Genomic DNA, 14,107 nt, shown 5'->3' on the forward strand with positions numbered 1-14,107 from the left:
CGCGCCTACCCCACGGCGGCGTACGACTCGTGCAGTTCCTCGTCCTCCAGCCCGATGACGCCGGGCAGAATGCCGGTGGACCGCTCGTATTCGCTGCGTGCGGTCTCCAGCAGTCGGCGCCAGGACGTGACGGTCGGCCGGCGGCGCAGCAGTGCGCGGCGCTCCCGCTCCGTCATTCCGCCCCACACGCCGAATTCGACGCGATTGTCCAGCGCGTCGGCGAGGCACTCGGTCCGCACCGGACATCCGGTGCACACCGCCTTCGCTCTGTTCTGCGCTGCCCCTTGTACGAACAGTTCATCCGGATCGGTAGTGCGGCAGGCTGCCTGCGCACTCCAGTCGGTTACCCAGCCCATGCCGGCGCCGTCCTCTCCCGAATCGAGGCTCCCCCACGGCGGTAGCGGCATATTCACCGCTGCCAGTTGAGGACGTTACGGAAGGTGGGGACGGCACAACACCCCCTTCGGGCCCAATCTTGAATGGTCCGAACGGACTATGCGTATGCGGCAGATCACCCAGGGGAGTGAGCCGAGGACATGCGCGACTATCTCCATGAAAAGGGGACAGTGCACTCAAGTTTCATAGGACTTCTCGCGACAGACGGGGCGATTTCGGGAGCGCCTCGATGGGTGCGTGAAGGGCAATGAGATTGCGCACCGGCCGACTGAAGAATGACCAGAAGACGCGCATGGGACGGCAGGGGGCTTGATACGGAACCGGACTGCTGTGACAGTTGGGAGCAGCTTAGGCCAAGGCCTGTCCGTCTGTCCGGCGAATGGGAACGTAGCCGCCACGCGCCCGCGTGCCCGCCCGGCATGTCTCCGCGTGTCCGCGCGGATGAGTTCGCCTCCGCGCCCGGACGCTCCGCGGTCCGCCCGGATGTCACGGTCCGGTACGCGAACGCTCCGAGAGGCCCCCGCTCCTACGACACGTTCATCACTACGGATTAGGCTGCCCCCTATGCCAAAGAAGCGCTCGGGCGGGGGTCTCACCACGACCCAGCAGGCCGCCAAGTTCCTCGGTGTCGCCGCACTCTCCGGAGCTGTCCTGGCAGGCATCGCGCTGCCCGCAGCCGGAGCGCTGGGGCTCGCCGCCAAGGGGACGGTCGAAGGATTCGACGAGATCCCGTCCAACCTCAAGACTCCACCGCTCAGCCAGCGGACCACGATCCAGGACCGCGACGGCGGCACCATCGCCACCGTGTACTCCCGCGACCGCACGGTGGTCCCGCTCAAGGACATCTCGCCGTACATGCAGGACGCGATCATCGCGATCGAGGACTCCCGCTTCTACGAGCACGGCGCGGTCGACCTCAAGGGCATCCTCCGCGCGATGAACCGCAACGTGCAGGCGGGCGGGGCCGCGCAGGGCGCCTCGACCCTCACCCAGCAGTACGTGAAGAACGTCTTCGTCGAGGAGGCGGGCGACGACCAGGAGAAGGTCGCCCAGGCCACGCAGCAGACGCTCGGCCGCAAGGTCCGCGAGCTGAAGTACGCGATCCAGGTCGAGGAGGAGCTCGGCAAGAAGAAGATCCTGGAGAACTACCTCAACATCACGTTCTTCGGGCAGCAGGCGTACGGCGTCGAGGCCGCGTCCAAGCGCTACTTCTCCAAGCCGGCCAAGGACCTCAAGCTGGAGGAGGCAGCGCTGCTGGCCGGACTGGTCCAGTCGCCGAGCCGCTACGACCCGGTCAACGACCTCGAGGAAGCGACCAAGCGCCGCAACATCGTGCTGGCGCGAATGGCCGCGGTCAAGGACATCTCGCGGGCCGAGGCCGACAAGGCCATGGAGACGCCCATCAAGCTGAAGGTCTCCCGGCCCAAGAACGGCTGCATCACCGCCGTGAGCGGCTCCGGCTTCTTCTGCGACTACGTCCGCAAGACGATCCTCACCGATCCCGCCTTCGGCAAGACCGACGAGGACCGGGCCAAGCTCTGGAACCTCGGCGGTCTGACCATCCGGACGACGCTGGATCCGCGCGCCCAGAAGGCGGCCAACGAGGCCGCCACGGCGAAGGTCAACAAGGACGACAAGTTCGCGGCGTCCGTGGTGCAGGTCCGGCCGGGCAGCGGCAAGATCCTCTCGATGGGCCAGTCCCGCCCGTACGGCCTGGACCAGAAGCAGAACGAGACCGTGCTGAACCTCGCCGTCAGCAACAAGATGGGCGGCAGCACGTACGGCTTCCAGGTCGGCTCGACGTTCAAGCCGTTCACCGCGGCCGCGGCGCTGGAGAAGGGCATCAGCCCGGCGACGTCGTTCTCGACGGACTGGAAGATGACGCTCAAGGAGCGGGACTTCCGGAACTGCACCGGCTCCCCGGCCGGTTACGCGGACTGGCCCCTGCAGAACGAGCTGGAGTCCGAAAAGGGCACCTGGGACATGACGAGCGCGCTCGGCAAGTCCATCAACACCTACTTCGCGCTGCTGGAGCAGAAGGCCGGCCTCTGCGAGACAGTGGAGATGGCCAAGAAGGTCGGCTACGAGCGCGGCGACGGCAAGAAGATCGTCGAGGCCCCCTCGATCACCCTCGGCAGTGAGGTGAGCACCCCGCTCTCCATGGCCGGCGCCTACGCCGCGTTCGCCAACCGGGGCACCTACTGCACCCCGATCGCCATCGAGTCCATCAAGGACCCGCAGGGCAAGAAGATCCCCGTGCCGAAGACGTCCTGCTCGCGGGCGATGAGCGAGAGGACCGCGGACACGATCAACCAGATGCTCAAGGGCGTCGTGGAGGACGGCACGGGCACCCGGGCCGGGCTCAGCGACCGGGACAACGCGGGCAAGACGGGTACGACCAACGACCGCAAGGACGCCTGGTTCGTCGGGTACACGCCGAACCTCTCCACCGCGGTGTGGGTCGGTGACGACGTCGGCGACAAGAGCTCGATGTTCAACGTCACCATCGGCGGCCAGTATTACGACAAGGTCTGCGGCGGCTGCCTCCCCGGTCCGATCTGGCGCATCGCGATGACCGGAGCGCTGGACGCCTCCGAGACCCCCGGGTTCAACCCGGTCTCCGTCCCTCGGGGCAAGGAGAAGAAGGACAAGGAGAAGGGCGACCGGGACCGCGACCGCGGCGACGAGGACCGCGAGGACGGCAAGCCCGGAGGCGACGACGGCAACCGGTTCCCCGGCGTCGAGCTCCCGGACGGCGCGATCGGCGGACCGGGCGGTGGCGGCGGGCGAGGCCAGGGCGGCGGCCAGAACGGCCCGTGATCCCTACCCGTACTCGTACTCGTACTCGTAACAGATAGCGGAAAAGGGTGGGCGCCCCGGTCATCGACCGGGGCGCCCACCCTTTCCTCTTCTCCCCCGTGCGCCTCAGCCGGCGAGGAGCTTCTTCACCGCGGCGGCGACCCGGCCACCCTCGGCGAGCCCGGCGACCTTCGGGTTGACGATCTTCATGACGGCGCCCATAGCGCGCGGCCCCTCGGCCCCGGCGGCCTTCGCCTCCTCGACGGCGGACGCCACGATCGCGTCCAGCTCGTCGTCGGAGAGCTGCTTGGGCAGGTAGCCGTCGAGCAGTTCGCCCTCCGCCTTCTCCCGCTCGGCCTGCTCGGTCCGGCCGCCCTGGGCGAAGGCCTCGGCCGCCTCACGGCGCTTCTTCGCCTCCTTGGCGATCACCTTCTGCACCTCGTCGTCGGAGAGCTCGCGCGCCGACTTGCCGCTGACCTCTTCCTTGGTGATCGCGGTGAGGGTGAGCCGAAGGGTGGACGAGGTCAGCTCGTCACGCGCCTTCATGGCCGTGTGGAGGTCTTCCTTGAGCTTGGACTTGAGCGTGGTCATGCCGCGATTGTGACAGGTGCGGGGCCCGGGCCGCCCACCGGTTTTCCGCTCACGGTGCCGCTTCTGCGACGATGGGGACATGCGCGCACGCTACGGAGTACCCCTGAAAGTCACGGCGGTCGGCGCGGCGGTCGGCGCCGCCGGCCTCGCCTACGCCGCCGGATTCGAGGCCCGTTCGTTCCGACTGCGACGGGTCACCGTTCCTGTACTCCCCCACGGGGCACGCCCGTTGCGCGTGCTCCAGGTCTCCGACATCCACATGGTGAGCGGTCAGCGCAAGAAGCGCGCCTGGCTCCAGTCGCTCGCCGGACTGCGCCCCGACTTCGTCGTGAACACCGGCGACAACCTCTCGGACCCGGAGGCCGTGCCCGAGGTGCTCGACGCGCTCGGCCCGCTGATGGAGTTCCCGGGGGTGTACGTCTTCGGCTCCAACGACTACTACGGCCCCCAGTTGCGCAACCCGGCCCGCTACCTCCTGGAGAAGGCCCGGGGCAAGCACGGCCTCAACGGCAACGAGCCCGCGGTCGGCGTCGTCCACAACCCGTGGGAACCGATGCGCGACGCCTTCGACGAGGCGGGCTGGCTGGACCTGTCGAACGCCCGGGGCCGCCTCAAGCTCGACGGCCTGGAGCTGGCGTTCACCGGCCTGGACGACCCGCACATCAAGCGGGACCGGTACGCCGAGGTCCAGGGCGGCCCTACGAGCGGCGCCGACCTTTCCATCGGCGTCGTCCACGCCCCGTACCTGCGCTCCCTGGACGCCTTCACGGCCGACGGCTACCCCCTGATCCTGGCCGGCCACACGCACGGCGGTCAGCTGTGCATCCCGTTCTACGGGGCGCTGGTCACCAACTGCGACCTGGACACCGACCGGGTCAAGGGCCTGTCCAGCCACACGGTCGGCGACAGGCGCGCCTACCTCCACGTGTCCGCCGGTTGCGGCACCAACCGCTACACCCCGGTCCGCTTCGCCTGCCCGCCCGAGGTCACCCTGCTGACGCTGACCGCGAAAGCCTGAGCGGAGGCGGGGCCTCTTCACGCGCGGCGGGCGCGGGGCAGGGCGGCTGGCTCGAAGCTCCGGCGGGGGCGGGGCGCCTTCACGCGCGGTGGGCTCGGGGCGGGGCGGCTAGCTCGAAGCTCCGGCGGGGGCGGGGCGCCTTCACGCGCGGCGGGCGACAAATCGCGGAGGTCTTTCCACCCCCTTACGGTACGAATCATGACCGCGCCCCGGGCCGCACTGCTCCCCCACCCCCGGGCGGCAGAGGTGCTCCCGGACCCCGCCGGGCCCCGCCGCCCCTGGGTCGCGGCCCTACGTGTTCTGGTGTGCGGGGCAGCGACCGCCGGCCCGGTCATCGCCCTGGCGACCAGGTACGCACCACCGACGCTGATCCACTTCACGGTCCTGGCGAACCTCCTGGTCGCGGGGGCTTTCGGATGGTCGGCCGTACGTTCCTGGCGGGGCAGTCCGCCACTCTCGCCGCGCCTGTCGGGCGGGGTGCTCCTGCTCGCCGCGATCACCGGCCTGATGTACCACCTGGTGCTGGTGAACTACGGCGGCTTCCCTCTGAGCGCCACCCGGGGCAGCCCGGCCCCGGGGACCGGCTGGTCCACCGCCGCGACTCTCCTGCTCCACACGGTGACCCCACTGGCCGTCGCCACGGACTGGCTCCTGCTCACCGCACCCCGGACCCTGCGCCTGGCCCACATCCCGCTGTGGCTGTCGGCCCCCGCGGCCTACCTGGGCCTCACCCTGGCCCGCGGAGCCCTGCTCTCCCCCGGCGCCCCGGCCCGCTACCCGTACCCGTTCCTCGACGTCGGCACCTACGGCTACGCCGGCGCCCTCACCCAGTCCCTGGCCCTCGGTCTCCTCTTCACCGCCCTGGGCGTCCTGATCACCGCCGTGGACCACCTCCGGCCGAACGTGGCGGGGTGGTCCCGGCACCGGAGAAACCGGATTTCGCCTCCGGCCGCCGGTGGGCTAAAGTAATCGATGTCGCCGGGAGTCCGGTGGACATCGGGGTGTAGCGCAGCTTGGCAGCGCGCTTCGTTCGGGACGAAGAGGTCGTGGGTTCAAATCCCGCCACCCCGACAGTGAAGTACCAGGTCAGGGGCCTGATCCGCAGTGCGGGTCGGGTCCCTGATTGGTTCCTGGAGATCGCTTGGGAGAAATCTGGGAGAAGATCTTGGTCGGCTTCTCCCGGGAGCAGTCTCCGGTGCCGCAGGAACAGCGGCGCTCACGCGCCCGATGACCTGCGCATTCGCGAATCCGGGCTCGTAGCTGATCAGGAACACCTGTGCGGGCCGCCCCAACGGTCGTTAGGAACACCGCATATGGCTGGTCATCTCTCAGCTCCTTCTCACGACCGGGCCCGTGCGCTCGCCCAGCGGGTACGTGCGTTAAGGGAAGACCGTGGGTGGACGCGGGAACGGCTGGCGAAAGAGGCAGGCATCGCCGTCGGAACGCTGGGCCGCCTGGAGAGCGAGGGAGCGATCCAGCCAGGTTTCCTGACCGTTGGCTCGGTGGCTGAGGCTCTTGCGGTCTCTCTCGATGATCTGTTCCGGGCGACCCAGGTCCCGGCCGTCACGCCCGGCCTCTGGTCCGCCGGATACGAAGGGCGGGACATCGACTCGTTCGTCGCCGCGCTCGTCGACAGCCACATCGGTGTCGTGGCGGATGTACGGCTCACGCCGATCAGTCGCAAGAAGGGCTTCAGCAAGACCCGCCTCGGAGATGCCCTGGCAGAGGCCGGTATTGAGTACATGCACCTGCGTGGCCTGGGCAATCCGAAGGACAACCGGGAGCCCTTCTGGGACGGCCGGGTCGAGGTGGGACGCGCGCGCTTCCGTGGCCTGCTGCGGTCCCAGGAGGCACAGGCCGACCTTGACCGCCTCGCGGAGCATGCCCAGCAGTCGCGGGTGGCGGTGTTGTGCTTCGAGAAGGACGAGAGCCGCTGCCACCGGCAGGTCGTCCTGGAGACGGTTCGCAATCGAGCCGCCGTGCCGGTAATTCCCCTGGCCTGACTTCACCCCTCGCTCCTGCACGCGCTCTTGCCCGCATCGCATGCCTCTCCTCCAATCATCAGATCGGGAGATCTATGGAGGGGGCAACCATGGGATCGGGGAGTCGAGAGCGCGCACGGATCATGATCACGGTCAAGACCTATCCGGAACTGTCCGCGAAGTACCACGAGACGAGCTGCGTGGCCGGCATACGGCTCGACCAGGGAACGCCCCAGCATGTGCGGCTCTTTCCGGTTCCGTTCCGGTTGCTGAACGAAGAAAGCCAGTTCGCCAAGTACTCGATCGTCGAGGTCGACGTGCAGCGACACCCTGGGGACCGCCGTCCCGAGAGCTTGCGCCCCAACCTGCAGACCCTCAAGGTCATCGAGCGTTTCGGGACAGCGGACGGCTGGCGCGAACGCTTCTCGCATGTTCAGCCCCTCGTGGCGCCGTCCTTGTGCTCCATAAAGCGGGACCAGGAACGGCGAGGGACGTCGCTTGGTGTCTTCCGCCCAGAAGAGTTCACCGGCTTCCGCTTCGCTCCTGCTGAGCCCTGGCCAGCTTCAAAGGCGACCCTGGCTGATCAGTTGGATCTACTCGCGCAGGACCTTCGCCAACTGGATTGGGTGCCACTTGAGTTCCGGTACAGCTTCCGATGCGCGGATCGGGAGTGCGGTGGTCACGACATGGGGCTGAGGGACTGGGAGGCGGGCGAGTCGTACCGCAAGTTCCTTCGCCAGTATGGGAAGGACGACGTGGAGGAGAAGCTCCGCGAGCGCTGGTTCGACCGGATGATCTCTCCGGAGAAGGCCGTGCACTGCTTCGTCGGAAACGTCGCGGCCCGCCCCAAGACTTTTCTGCTGCTGGGCCTGTTCTACCCGCGACGGGATGTCGTCGAGAACTTCCAGGAGAGTTTGTTCGACCTGTAAGGGTGAGTACGCAGGGCATGGTCCCCGGGGCCAACCGCATCGGGGACCCCAGCCGTCATTCCTACAGCCGCTCCACCTTGATGCTGGTCGTCTCCGGTGGTGAGCATCCGCAGCACCCTGATCGAGATGCTGGAACGGGATCCCTCCAAGGCAGAGATCTCGGCAGCCAACAAGGCAGCCCGAAAAATCGCCGAGGACGGGGACGCGGTCCTCATCTCCCTGCTTCCCGACCAAGCCGGCGCCGACGCGTACGTGCCGGCGGCCCGTGGCGCCAGGGGGCGTGCGTCGAACTACCTGACCCTGGACGAGAAGATCATCAAGGACTTGCCCTGCCGCGTCGAGTTCGCCACGGAGAAGTGGGACGCGCTCATCGACAAAGGCATGCGGTCCACCCAACAGAATTTCGAAAGCGACCCGGGTCTGTCGGCGTTCCTGCCCGACTGGAAAGCCGAACCGCGTGCCGAGAAGCGGTCCCGCCTCACGGCGGAGGCGGCAGGAACCAACTGACCCGCTGTTCGCCTCTGCTGGGGTCCCAGTAGTTCTCGCCGAAGAAACAATGCAAGGGCTGAAGTCGCAGGTCAGGCCGTGGGCTCCAGAGTGGCCGTGGTTGTCCGCTCGTCGTGCTCGCGCAGCATGCGCATGACGGTGGCCGGGGCGGGGTGCCGACCGCGCTTCTTGCCGGTGCGGATGACGAGGCGGGAGGTGATCTCGCGCAGCGAGAGGCGTTCGTCGTCGCGCAGGCGCAGGGCGGTGGCGAGCGTGTCCTCGTCGGAGACCTTGACTCCGCCGATCGCCTTGCCCTTGGTGCGGGCGATCTCCTGGCCTTCGAGGGTCTTGTCGCGGAGTCGCGTTCGGACTCCGCCATGGCGGAGAAGAAAGCGAACAGGGCGGCTCCGTGGCTGGCTGGGTCGTGCTTGCCTGCCAGCGGGCCGGGGAGGAACTCCAGCTCGATCTCCGCGTCCCGCAGTTCCTCGGCGACCTTGAGGAGTTCCAGGGTGCCGCGGCCCAGTCGCTTCATCTCGTGCCACCACGAGGGTGACCTTGGCCCCCAGTGAGCGGTACTCGCGGGCCGCGGCCAGGGCGGCCGTCATCTCTGGGCGTTCCCTGACCCGGGTGCTGATCTGTTCCTGGAACAGCCGGTGCACGCTGGCGGCTTCGAGGGCGTCGATCTGGGACTGGATCTCCTGCGTCCGGTTGGAGACGCGGGCGTACGCGAGGCGGACCTCCATCGGCACGGCCGGCGCCGCGAGCTTCTGTACCGGCAGGGCCGTCCAGGCGGCGCCGGGGTGCCGTACGGCGGCGGGGTGGCGACGTGGAGTTTGGAGCGTAGGGGCACGTAGAGAGCGTTCGAGGCACGTAGTCCGTATCAATCACACGTGATGATTGAGAAACACACGTAGGTTGCGTATGCTCGTCGGCGGGCGTCACCAAGGCGTCCCCACACCGAGGAGACGAACGTGACGGTCGCCGAAGAAACCGAAGGTCTCACCCTTCCGCTGGAGATCCTTAACGTCGCTGAGGTCGATGACGCCGGTGGCGTACACATCGAGTGCCAGATGACCGGGGCTTACCTCGTGGATCTGTACAAGAGCGAGTTGCTTTCCCTTACCGGCAACATCCGCCCTGCGCACATGGAGGGCAAGCGGCTCGTCGGCAAAACGAAGACCAAGGTCAACAAGTGGACGAGCGAACTGCTCGACAACGAAGCAATCATCGGCAACATCTCTGTCAGGCTCGATCCCAGCAAGTCTGACTATGAGATCTGGTTCGATGATGAGACCGGGCAGACCAATCTGACCATCACCTCAGGTGTGCTCGACTGTGCCGTTGATTCTCTCTCACGGATTAAGTCGATCCTGGCTGCTGCGGACAACCCGCTGGGGAGCTTCGACCTCAGCACTCGCTTCCAGGTACGGATCTGGATGCTCGATGACGCGCTCGCGAAGAAGGTCGCGACCATCTACAACACCCGCGGCGACAAGGTAAACGACTCCACCGCGAAGTACGCCTACTCGGAGACCAAGGAGCAGGAGCTCGCCCGTCGGCTCGTCAACGGCAGCGAGCACCTGGGCCAGGACAACATCGAGGTCCTGGCCAACTCCGTATCCGCCAGCTCACATAAACTGACCGCCTACAACACCATCAGCAGGGCGATCGAGACCTCCTGGAAGGGCGGACCTGTCACCACCGCCGACCTCGAAGCGCAGTCCAGCTGGCTGATCAGCGCTTGGGATTCCCTGGTCAAGGTCCGTCCGGAATACGGCAAGCTTTCGACTCCGGCGCGCCAAGCCCAGCGGAAGAACACCATCGCCACCAGCGCCGTGGCGATCTATGGCCTGGTCGGCGCGATGTCCGCGATGTACACCGACCATCTAGAGCCGGATGTTGCGTTCAAGGCCATCGCCGCGAAGGACGACGACGACTTCTTCGCCTGGGACAACCCGGTGTGGGTGGCCGCGGGCATCGTCACACCCAGCGGAACAGGCACGGGCGCACTCGGTACCCGCAACAGCTTCCCCGCTCGTCGCGCGGCAATCCGCGTCCTGTGCGAGGCCATGAATCTGGGCGCCGACGAAGACGAATAGACCAGCCGGTGTGACCGAAGCCGACCGTGGGCACGGTGGTCCTTCGCCGTACAGGCGTACCAATTGCCCGCCAAATATTCTCAGTCCCGGCCTCCGGCGCCGTCCTCCCCGTGGGGCGGCGCCGGAGGCCGATCAGCCCTACAGCCCAGCTCGGGACCGTCCGTGCCTGCGGTCCGCAGCGGCCGGAGGCCCTGGTCGTCGAGTTGGGCGAATTCGTGTTCGTAGTCGACGGTGATGTAGCCGTTGGCGGGCCTCTGCGGCGCCCGCAAGGCGGCGAATCTCTAATCGCGCAGGTTCGCCATGGCCGCGTCGGCTTTGAGCGGCTTCGAGCTGCGCACCGCACCGAGCACCGCAAGGTCCTCCCGATCCGGACACTCCACCAGGTGCGGCAGCCGCTGCTGCTACGGTCCGGCGCCATGAACACTGACGACTGGACGGCGTTCGGTGCCATTGTTGCCGCGGTCGGGGTGGCGGTCTCCGCGGTCATGGCGTACTGGACGACCCGCAAAGCGGCGGCGGCCGCCGCAGACTCGGCTGACACTGCGCGAGAGGTGGCGCAGATCGAACGCGACCGCTGGCACCGCGAGCTGACTCCTGAGCTGACCTTCAGCCTGATCCGCGTGGGATCCAACCGCCTGAGGCTCACCACCACACTCGCCGGCCCCGTCGGCCTGGATCACCTCGACACGATCACCCTCACGGTGCGCGACGAGGCCGGACGGGATCACTCAGCCAGACCGCATTACGACGAAGCTATGCGTACGGAGCTGCCGTCGGTGATCTGGGGGCCCGCCCGATTCAGCCCTGGGGTCGACGGGGTTGCCGCGCCCGGCCGCCAGAGCATTATCCGGAGCCTGGAGCGCGGCAACTTCGTGCACCGGCAGATGGATAACTCCGAGCCGCCGAGCTGGTTCCAAGACCCGGGAGACTGGGTGGACGGGTACTGGGAGGCGAAACTGCGCCTGCACGCGGTCTGCGAAGTGGAGGGGCACAGACCCTGGATCGTCGTTGCCGAGGTCGCGAACCCGGGGGTGGAGTACATCTCCGACGGTTCAGACGAAATGGAAATTCCGGAGCAGTACCGCTGAATCACGGCTGCCCGAGGTCGAGGCTCAAGCGGCCCCGGCGGCGCCGGAGGACCCCGGCGGCAGGTCCTCGCCGAGCGCCGCTGAACGCCACCGCCCCCGGACCAGCACAAGCAGCTCACCCGGAGTCGATACGCCGCCGGAGATCACACACGGTCTCCAGTGGGCTGGGCTCCTCGGGGAACTGGCGACAGTTGAATACGCGAGCTCACCAGTATGGACCCCTGCTGGCACACCGAGCAGGAGGCGCGGCACAGGTCCATCACAGGGGCGGCCTCACGGGACCCCCCTCGACTGTCAGGCGATTACCCGACATTGCCCAATCAAGTTCAGTAGCGCGAAGAAACGGGTCGAGAGAGGTGCGGAGGCACTGGCACTCTGGGGCGATGCTGTTCAAGCTCACCGGGTCCAGTTGCTCGGGCAAGACGACGCTCGCCAACGCCGCGGCCGGCAGGCTCCGGCAGATCGTCGTCCACGACTCCGATGAGCTCGGGGTGCCGGAGGGCGCCGATCTGCACTGGCGTCATCGGATGACCGAGATGTGGGTGCGACGCGCGCTGGAGTACCAGGATCGCGGCATTGACCTTCTGCTCAGCGGGCAGTCGCCCTTGGGTGAAGTCCTCGCTGTGCCCTCCGCGCCACTACTGGATGGCATCGCCGTGTGCCTGGTTGATGTCGCCGACGAGGTCCGGTGCACTCGACTCGCCGAGCGAGACCCCGCCCGGTGGGATGCTCCGGCAGTCGACGCCTTACTCGGCTGGGCCGCATGGCACCGGAAGCATGCCCTCAACCTCCATTACCGGCCCGACGTCATAATCGACAACGGCTGGCCCGAGATGGCCTGGCACCGTTGGACGAGCTGGCGAGCTGATGACCCCCGATGGTGCACTCAACGGATCGACACCACCGACCAACCAGTCACTAAATCCATAGACCAGATCGCGCAGTGGATCACCGAGCAGCGCGACGCGCACCAGGCCGGCCAGCTTCCCCTGAGCCACGGTTGGGCTTCATGATCCGTTCGAGCGGCCCAAGCATGGCACCGATGATCTCGCTCGGGGTCGACGCCGATGAGGGTGCTATCCGTTCTCAGCCGTGTACAGACCCAGCTTTGGGGTTCGCTTCCGAACCGGCGCTGGCAGCGAGGTGAGTCAGAACCCCGGCCCGTGGCCTGATCGCGCGGCTGGCGGGCCGCATGCGAGCGCAAACAGAACGGCGCCGACTCACGAAGATGAGTCGGCGCCGCGCCTGATCTCAGACGTCGATGCGGGCGACCTTACGGCCGACCTTGAGGTACAGCTCGGCACCTTCGAGTGCCCCAACCTCGCTCACGACCTCACCGAGCGTCTGCTGCACGGACGCCTCGGTGAGCGGCGTAGGTGCCTGCTCTCCGTCCGCCTCAAGGATCAGACGGAGGCCCTTCTGCTGAGCCACGCGGCGCACCGCGGAAATGCTGGGAGCGAAGTCCAGCGTGCGGCTGATCAGCGCCCCGAGCGTGTCCTCGGCGTGGTCCTTCAGGGAGATGACGGGGAGGTTCTGGGTGTCCGCGAAAGAGCGCTTGGAGAAGCGCGCCGTGAACTCCGCGCGAGCGGCAGCAGCAGCGTCCAGGCCGTGGAGGGCGGCCACCACCTCGCCGGCGAGGATGCGCTTGATCGCCATCGGGTGGGCGGTCCCCTCCTCCAGGCGCTTGGTGACTACGCGGATCTCGTCGTCCGTCCACTCGGTGAGCAGCTGGAGGTACGGCTCGGTGAGGTGGTCGGGGATGGACATCAGCCGGCCGTAGACGTCATCGGGCGACGCCGTCAGGCCCACGTAGTTGCCCTTGCTCTTGCTCATCTTGGTGCCCGTGCCGTCGGTGCCTTCGATGAGCGGGGTGGTGATGACGACCTCGGGGGCCTGGTCCGAGATCTCCATGACCTTGCGGCACATCTGGAGGTTCAACAGCTGGTCCACACCGCCGAGTTCGACATCGGCGTCGATGGCCACGGAGTCCCAGGCCATGACGACGGAGTAGACGAACTCGGCGACGGACAGCCCATGGCCATCGGCCAGCCGGGTGCGGAAGTCCTCGCGCTGGAGCGACATGGAGACCGGCACCCGGGCGAGGACCCCGACGAGTTCCGGCAGGGTGACCTTGTTCAGCCACTCGCCGTTGAAGCGCAGGTCGGCCCGCTCGAAGTCGATGAACGGTGTGACCTGCTGCTGGTAGCCGCTCAGGTTGCGGGCGATGTCCTCGTCGGTGAGGGGCGGTCGATCCGAGGACCGTCCCGACGGGTCACCGATCTTGGCCGTCACGTCTCCGATGATGAAGACGACGTGGTGGCCCATCCGCTGGAACCGGCTGGCGATGATGATCGGTACCGCGTGGCCCAGGTGGACGTCGGGCGAGGTCGGGTCGATGCCGTACTTGACGACGAACGGGCGTCCGGCGGCCTGTGCGGCTTTGATCTTCTCGGCGAGCACCGCGGCCGAGGGGATCAGGTGGTTCGCACGCCCCTCGACCAGTGCGGCCTGCTCCTCGGGGGAGAGGTCGGAGAGGTCCAGGGAGCGCCGTGCCGTTGTCTCGCTGAGCAGCTGCGCGGCCGTATAGTCCGCGCCCAGGTCCGCCCCATCGAGAATGTGCATGACACGAGTGACAGACTCGCTCAAACGGCTCATGGCGCTTATACGCTCCTGGGTCGGACAACTGGCCTGACCAGTAGGGATTGGAAGCGGCGATTTT

Annotated in this window: 14 protein-coding genes, 1 tRNA gene and 1 pseudogene; 10 read left to right on the forward strand and 6 right to left on the reverse strand. The window is 67.3% G+C overall.

Annotated features, from left to right (window positions below; translation table 11 throughout):
• Positions 1-5 precede the first annotated feature (5 nt).
• Complete coding sequence (locus IG90_RS0124430) at positions 6-356, reverse strand: WhiB family transcriptional regulator (RefSeq protein ID WP_030588428.1); 351 nt, start codon at positions 354-356, stop codon at positions 6-8.
• Between the two features lie 604 nt (positions 357-960).
• On the opposite strand from IG90_RS0124430, the gene IG90_RS0124435 reads away from it, so the two are divergent.
• Complete coding sequence (locus tag IG90_RS0124435; RefSeq protein WP_030588431.1) at positions 961-3,216, forward strand: transglycosylase domain-containing protein; 2,256 nt, start codon at positions 961-963, stop codon at positions 3,214-3,216.
• 105 nt (positions 3,217-3,321) lie between these two features.
• On the opposite strand, the gene IG90_RS0124440 is transcribed toward IG90_RS0124435, so the two are convergent.
• Positions 3,322-3,786, reverse strand: a complete 465-nt coding sequence (locus tag IG90_RS0124440) for a GatB/YqeY domain-containing protein (protein WP_030588434.1) — start codon at positions 3,784-3,786, stop codon at positions 3,322-3,324.
• Between the two features lie 79 nt (positions 3,787-3,865).
• Between IG90_RS0124440 and IG90_RS0124445 the strand changes: the two genes are divergently transcribed.
• From IG90_RS0124445 to IG90_RS0124470, 6 genes are all read left to right on the forward strand, one after another.
• Positions 3,866-4,804 carry a metallophosphoesterase gene (locus IG90_RS0124445; protein WP_030588437.1) on the forward strand — a complete coding sequence of 313 codons (939 nt, stop codon included), beginning with the start codon at positions 3,866-3,868 and terminating at the stop codon, positions 4,802-4,804.
• 198 nt (positions 4,805-5,002) lie between these two features.
• Positions 5,003-5,773, forward strand: coding sequence for a Pr6Pr family membrane protein (locus IG90_RS0124450; RefSeq protein ID WP_030588440.1), 771 nt, complete (start codon positions 5,003-5,005; stop codon positions 5,771-5,773).
• A gap of 28 nt (positions 5,774-5,801) precedes the next feature.
• Positions 5,802-5,875, forward strand: a tRNA-Pro gene (locus IG90_RS0124455).
• A 242-nt stretch (positions 5,876-6,117) separates the two neighbouring features.
• Positions 6,118-6,807: a DUF488 family protein, N3 subclade gene (locus IG90_RS0124460; protein ID WP_030588443.1), complete on the forward strand. Its 690-nt coding sequence runs from the start codon at positions 6,118-6,120 to the stop codon at positions 6,805-6,807.
• A 122-nt stretch (positions 6,808-6,929) separates the two neighbouring features.
• Positions 6,930-7,715: a hypothetical protein gene (locus IG90_RS0124465; protein WP_051860181.1), complete on the forward strand. Its 786-nt coding sequence runs from the start codon at positions 6,930-6,932 to the stop codon at positions 7,713-7,715.
• A 99-nt stretch (positions 7,716-7,814) separates the two neighbouring features.
• Positions 7,815-8,222 (forward strand): hypothetical protein, encoded by a 408-nt coding sequence (locus IG90_RS0124470; protein ID WP_157846331.1) that lies wholly within the window; start codon positions 7,815-7,817, stop codon positions 8,220-8,222.
• On the opposite strand, the gene IG90_RS39720 is transcribed toward IG90_RS0124470, so the two are convergent.
• Complete coding sequence (locus IG90_RS39720; RefSeq protein ID WP_267958695.1) at positions 8,194-8,733, reverse strand: recombinase family protein; 540 nt, start codon at positions 8,731-8,733, stop codon at positions 8,194-8,196. The genes IG90_RS0124470 and IG90_RS39720 overlap by 29 nt on opposite strands.
• Before the next feature lie 100 nt (positions 8,734-8,833).
• A pseudogene (locus tag IG90_RS46720) lies at positions 8,834-8,944 on the reverse strand (recombinase family protein); the annotation flags it as partial.
• Between the two features lie 228 nt (positions 8,945-9,172).
• On the opposite strand from IG90_RS46720, the gene IG90_RS0124480 reads away from it, so the two are divergent.
• Positions 9,173-10,300, forward strand: coding sequence for a DNA sulfur modification protein DndB (locus IG90_RS0124480; protein WP_030588452.1), 1,128 nt, complete (start codon positions 9,173-9,175; stop codon positions 10,298-10,300).
• 80 nt (positions 10,301-10,380) lie between these two features.
• Here IG90_RS0124480 and IG90_RS44380 read toward each other — a convergent pair whose 3' ends face one another.
• Positions 10,381-10,569 (reverse strand): hypothetical protein, encoded by a 189-nt coding sequence (locus tag IG90_RS44380; RefSeq protein ID WP_157846330.1) that lies wholly within the window; start codon positions 10,567-10,569, stop codon positions 10,381-10,383.
• Between the two features lie 147 nt (positions 10,570-10,716).
• Here IG90_RS44380 and IG90_RS0124485 point away from each other — a divergent pair, with 147 nt between their 5' ends.
• Both IG90_RS0124485 and IG90_RS0124490 read left to right on the forward strand, forming a co-directional pair.
• Positions 10,717-11,388: a hypothetical protein gene (locus tag IG90_RS0124485; RefSeq protein WP_157846329.1), complete on the forward strand. Its 672-nt coding sequence runs from the start codon at positions 10,717-10,719 to the stop codon at positions 11,386-11,388.
• Positions 11,389-11,771: 383 nt separating this feature from the next.
• Positions 11,772-12,401 (forward strand): P-loop NTPase family protein, encoded by a 630-nt coding sequence (locus tag IG90_RS0124490; protein ID WP_030588458.1) that lies wholly within the window; start codon positions 11,772-11,774, stop codon positions 12,399-12,401.
• A gap of 238 nt (positions 12,402-12,639) precedes the next feature.
• On the opposite strand, the gene tyrS is transcribed toward IG90_RS0124490, so the two are convergent.
• A complete protein-coding gene (tyrS, locus tag IG90_RS0124495; RefSeq protein ID WP_030588460.1) occupies positions 12,640-14,043 on the reverse strand; it encodes a tyrosine--tRNA ligase in 1,404 nt (467 codons plus the stop codon).
• Between the last annotated feature and the right edge of the window lie 64 nt (positions 14,044-14,107).

Origin of the sequence: Streptomyces anulatus (assembly GCF_000721175.1) — a bacterium.
In the GTDB taxonomy this organism is placed as follows: Bacteria; Actinomycetota; Actinomycetes; order Streptomycetales; family Streptomycetaceae; genus Streptomyces; species Streptomyces anulatus_C.

What these genes read in the sequence shown, in the direction of transcription:
- IG90_RS0124430 (WP_030588428.1), bottom strand. Translation starts at nt 356, where the DNA reads ATGGGCTGGGTAACCGACTGGAGTGCGCAGGCAGCCTGCCGCACTACC.
- IG90_RS0124435 (WP_030588431.1), top strand. Translation starts at nt 961, where the DNA reads ATGCCAAAGAAGCGCTCGGGCGGGGGTCTCACCACGACCCAGCAGGCC.
- IG90_RS0124440 (WP_030588434.1), bottom strand. Translation starts at nt 3,786, where the DNA reads ATGACCACGCTCAAGTCCAAGCTCAAGGAAGACCTCCACACGGCCATG.
- IG90_RS0124445 (WP_030588437.1), top strand. Translation starts at nt 3,866, where the DNA reads ATGCGCGCACGCTACGGAGTACCCCTGAAAGTCACGGCGGTCGGCGCG.
- IG90_RS0124450 (WP_030588440.1), top strand. Translation starts at nt 5,003, where the DNA reads ATGACCGCGCCCCGGGCCGCACTGCTCCCCCACCCCCGGGCGGCAGAG.
- IG90_RS0124460 (WP_030588443.1), top strand. Translation starts at nt 6,118, where the DNA reads ATGGCTGGTCATCTCTCAGCTCCTTCTCACGACCGGGCCCGTGCGCTC.
- IG90_RS0124465 (WP_051860181.1), top strand. Translation starts at nt 6,930, where the DNA reads ATGATCACGGTCAAGACCTATCCGGAACTGTCCGCGAAGTACCACGAG.
- IG90_RS39720 (WP_267958695.1), bottom strand. Translation starts at nt 8,733, where the DNA reads ATGAAGCGACTGGGCCGCGGCACCCTGGAACTCCTCAAGGTCGCCGAG.
- IG90_RS0124485 (WP_157846329.1), top strand. Translation starts at nt 10,717, where the DNA reads ATGAACACTGACGACTGGACGGCGTTCGGTGCCATTGTTGCCGCGGTC.
- IG90_RS0124490 (WP_030588458.1), top strand. Translation starts at nt 11,772, where the DNA reads ATGCTGTTCAAGCTCACCGGGTCCAGTTGCTCGGGCAAGACGACGCTC.
- tyrS (WP_030588460.1), bottom strand. Translation starts at nt 14,043, where the DNA reads ATGAGCCGTTTGAGCGAGTCTGTCACTCGTGTCATGCACATTCTCGAT.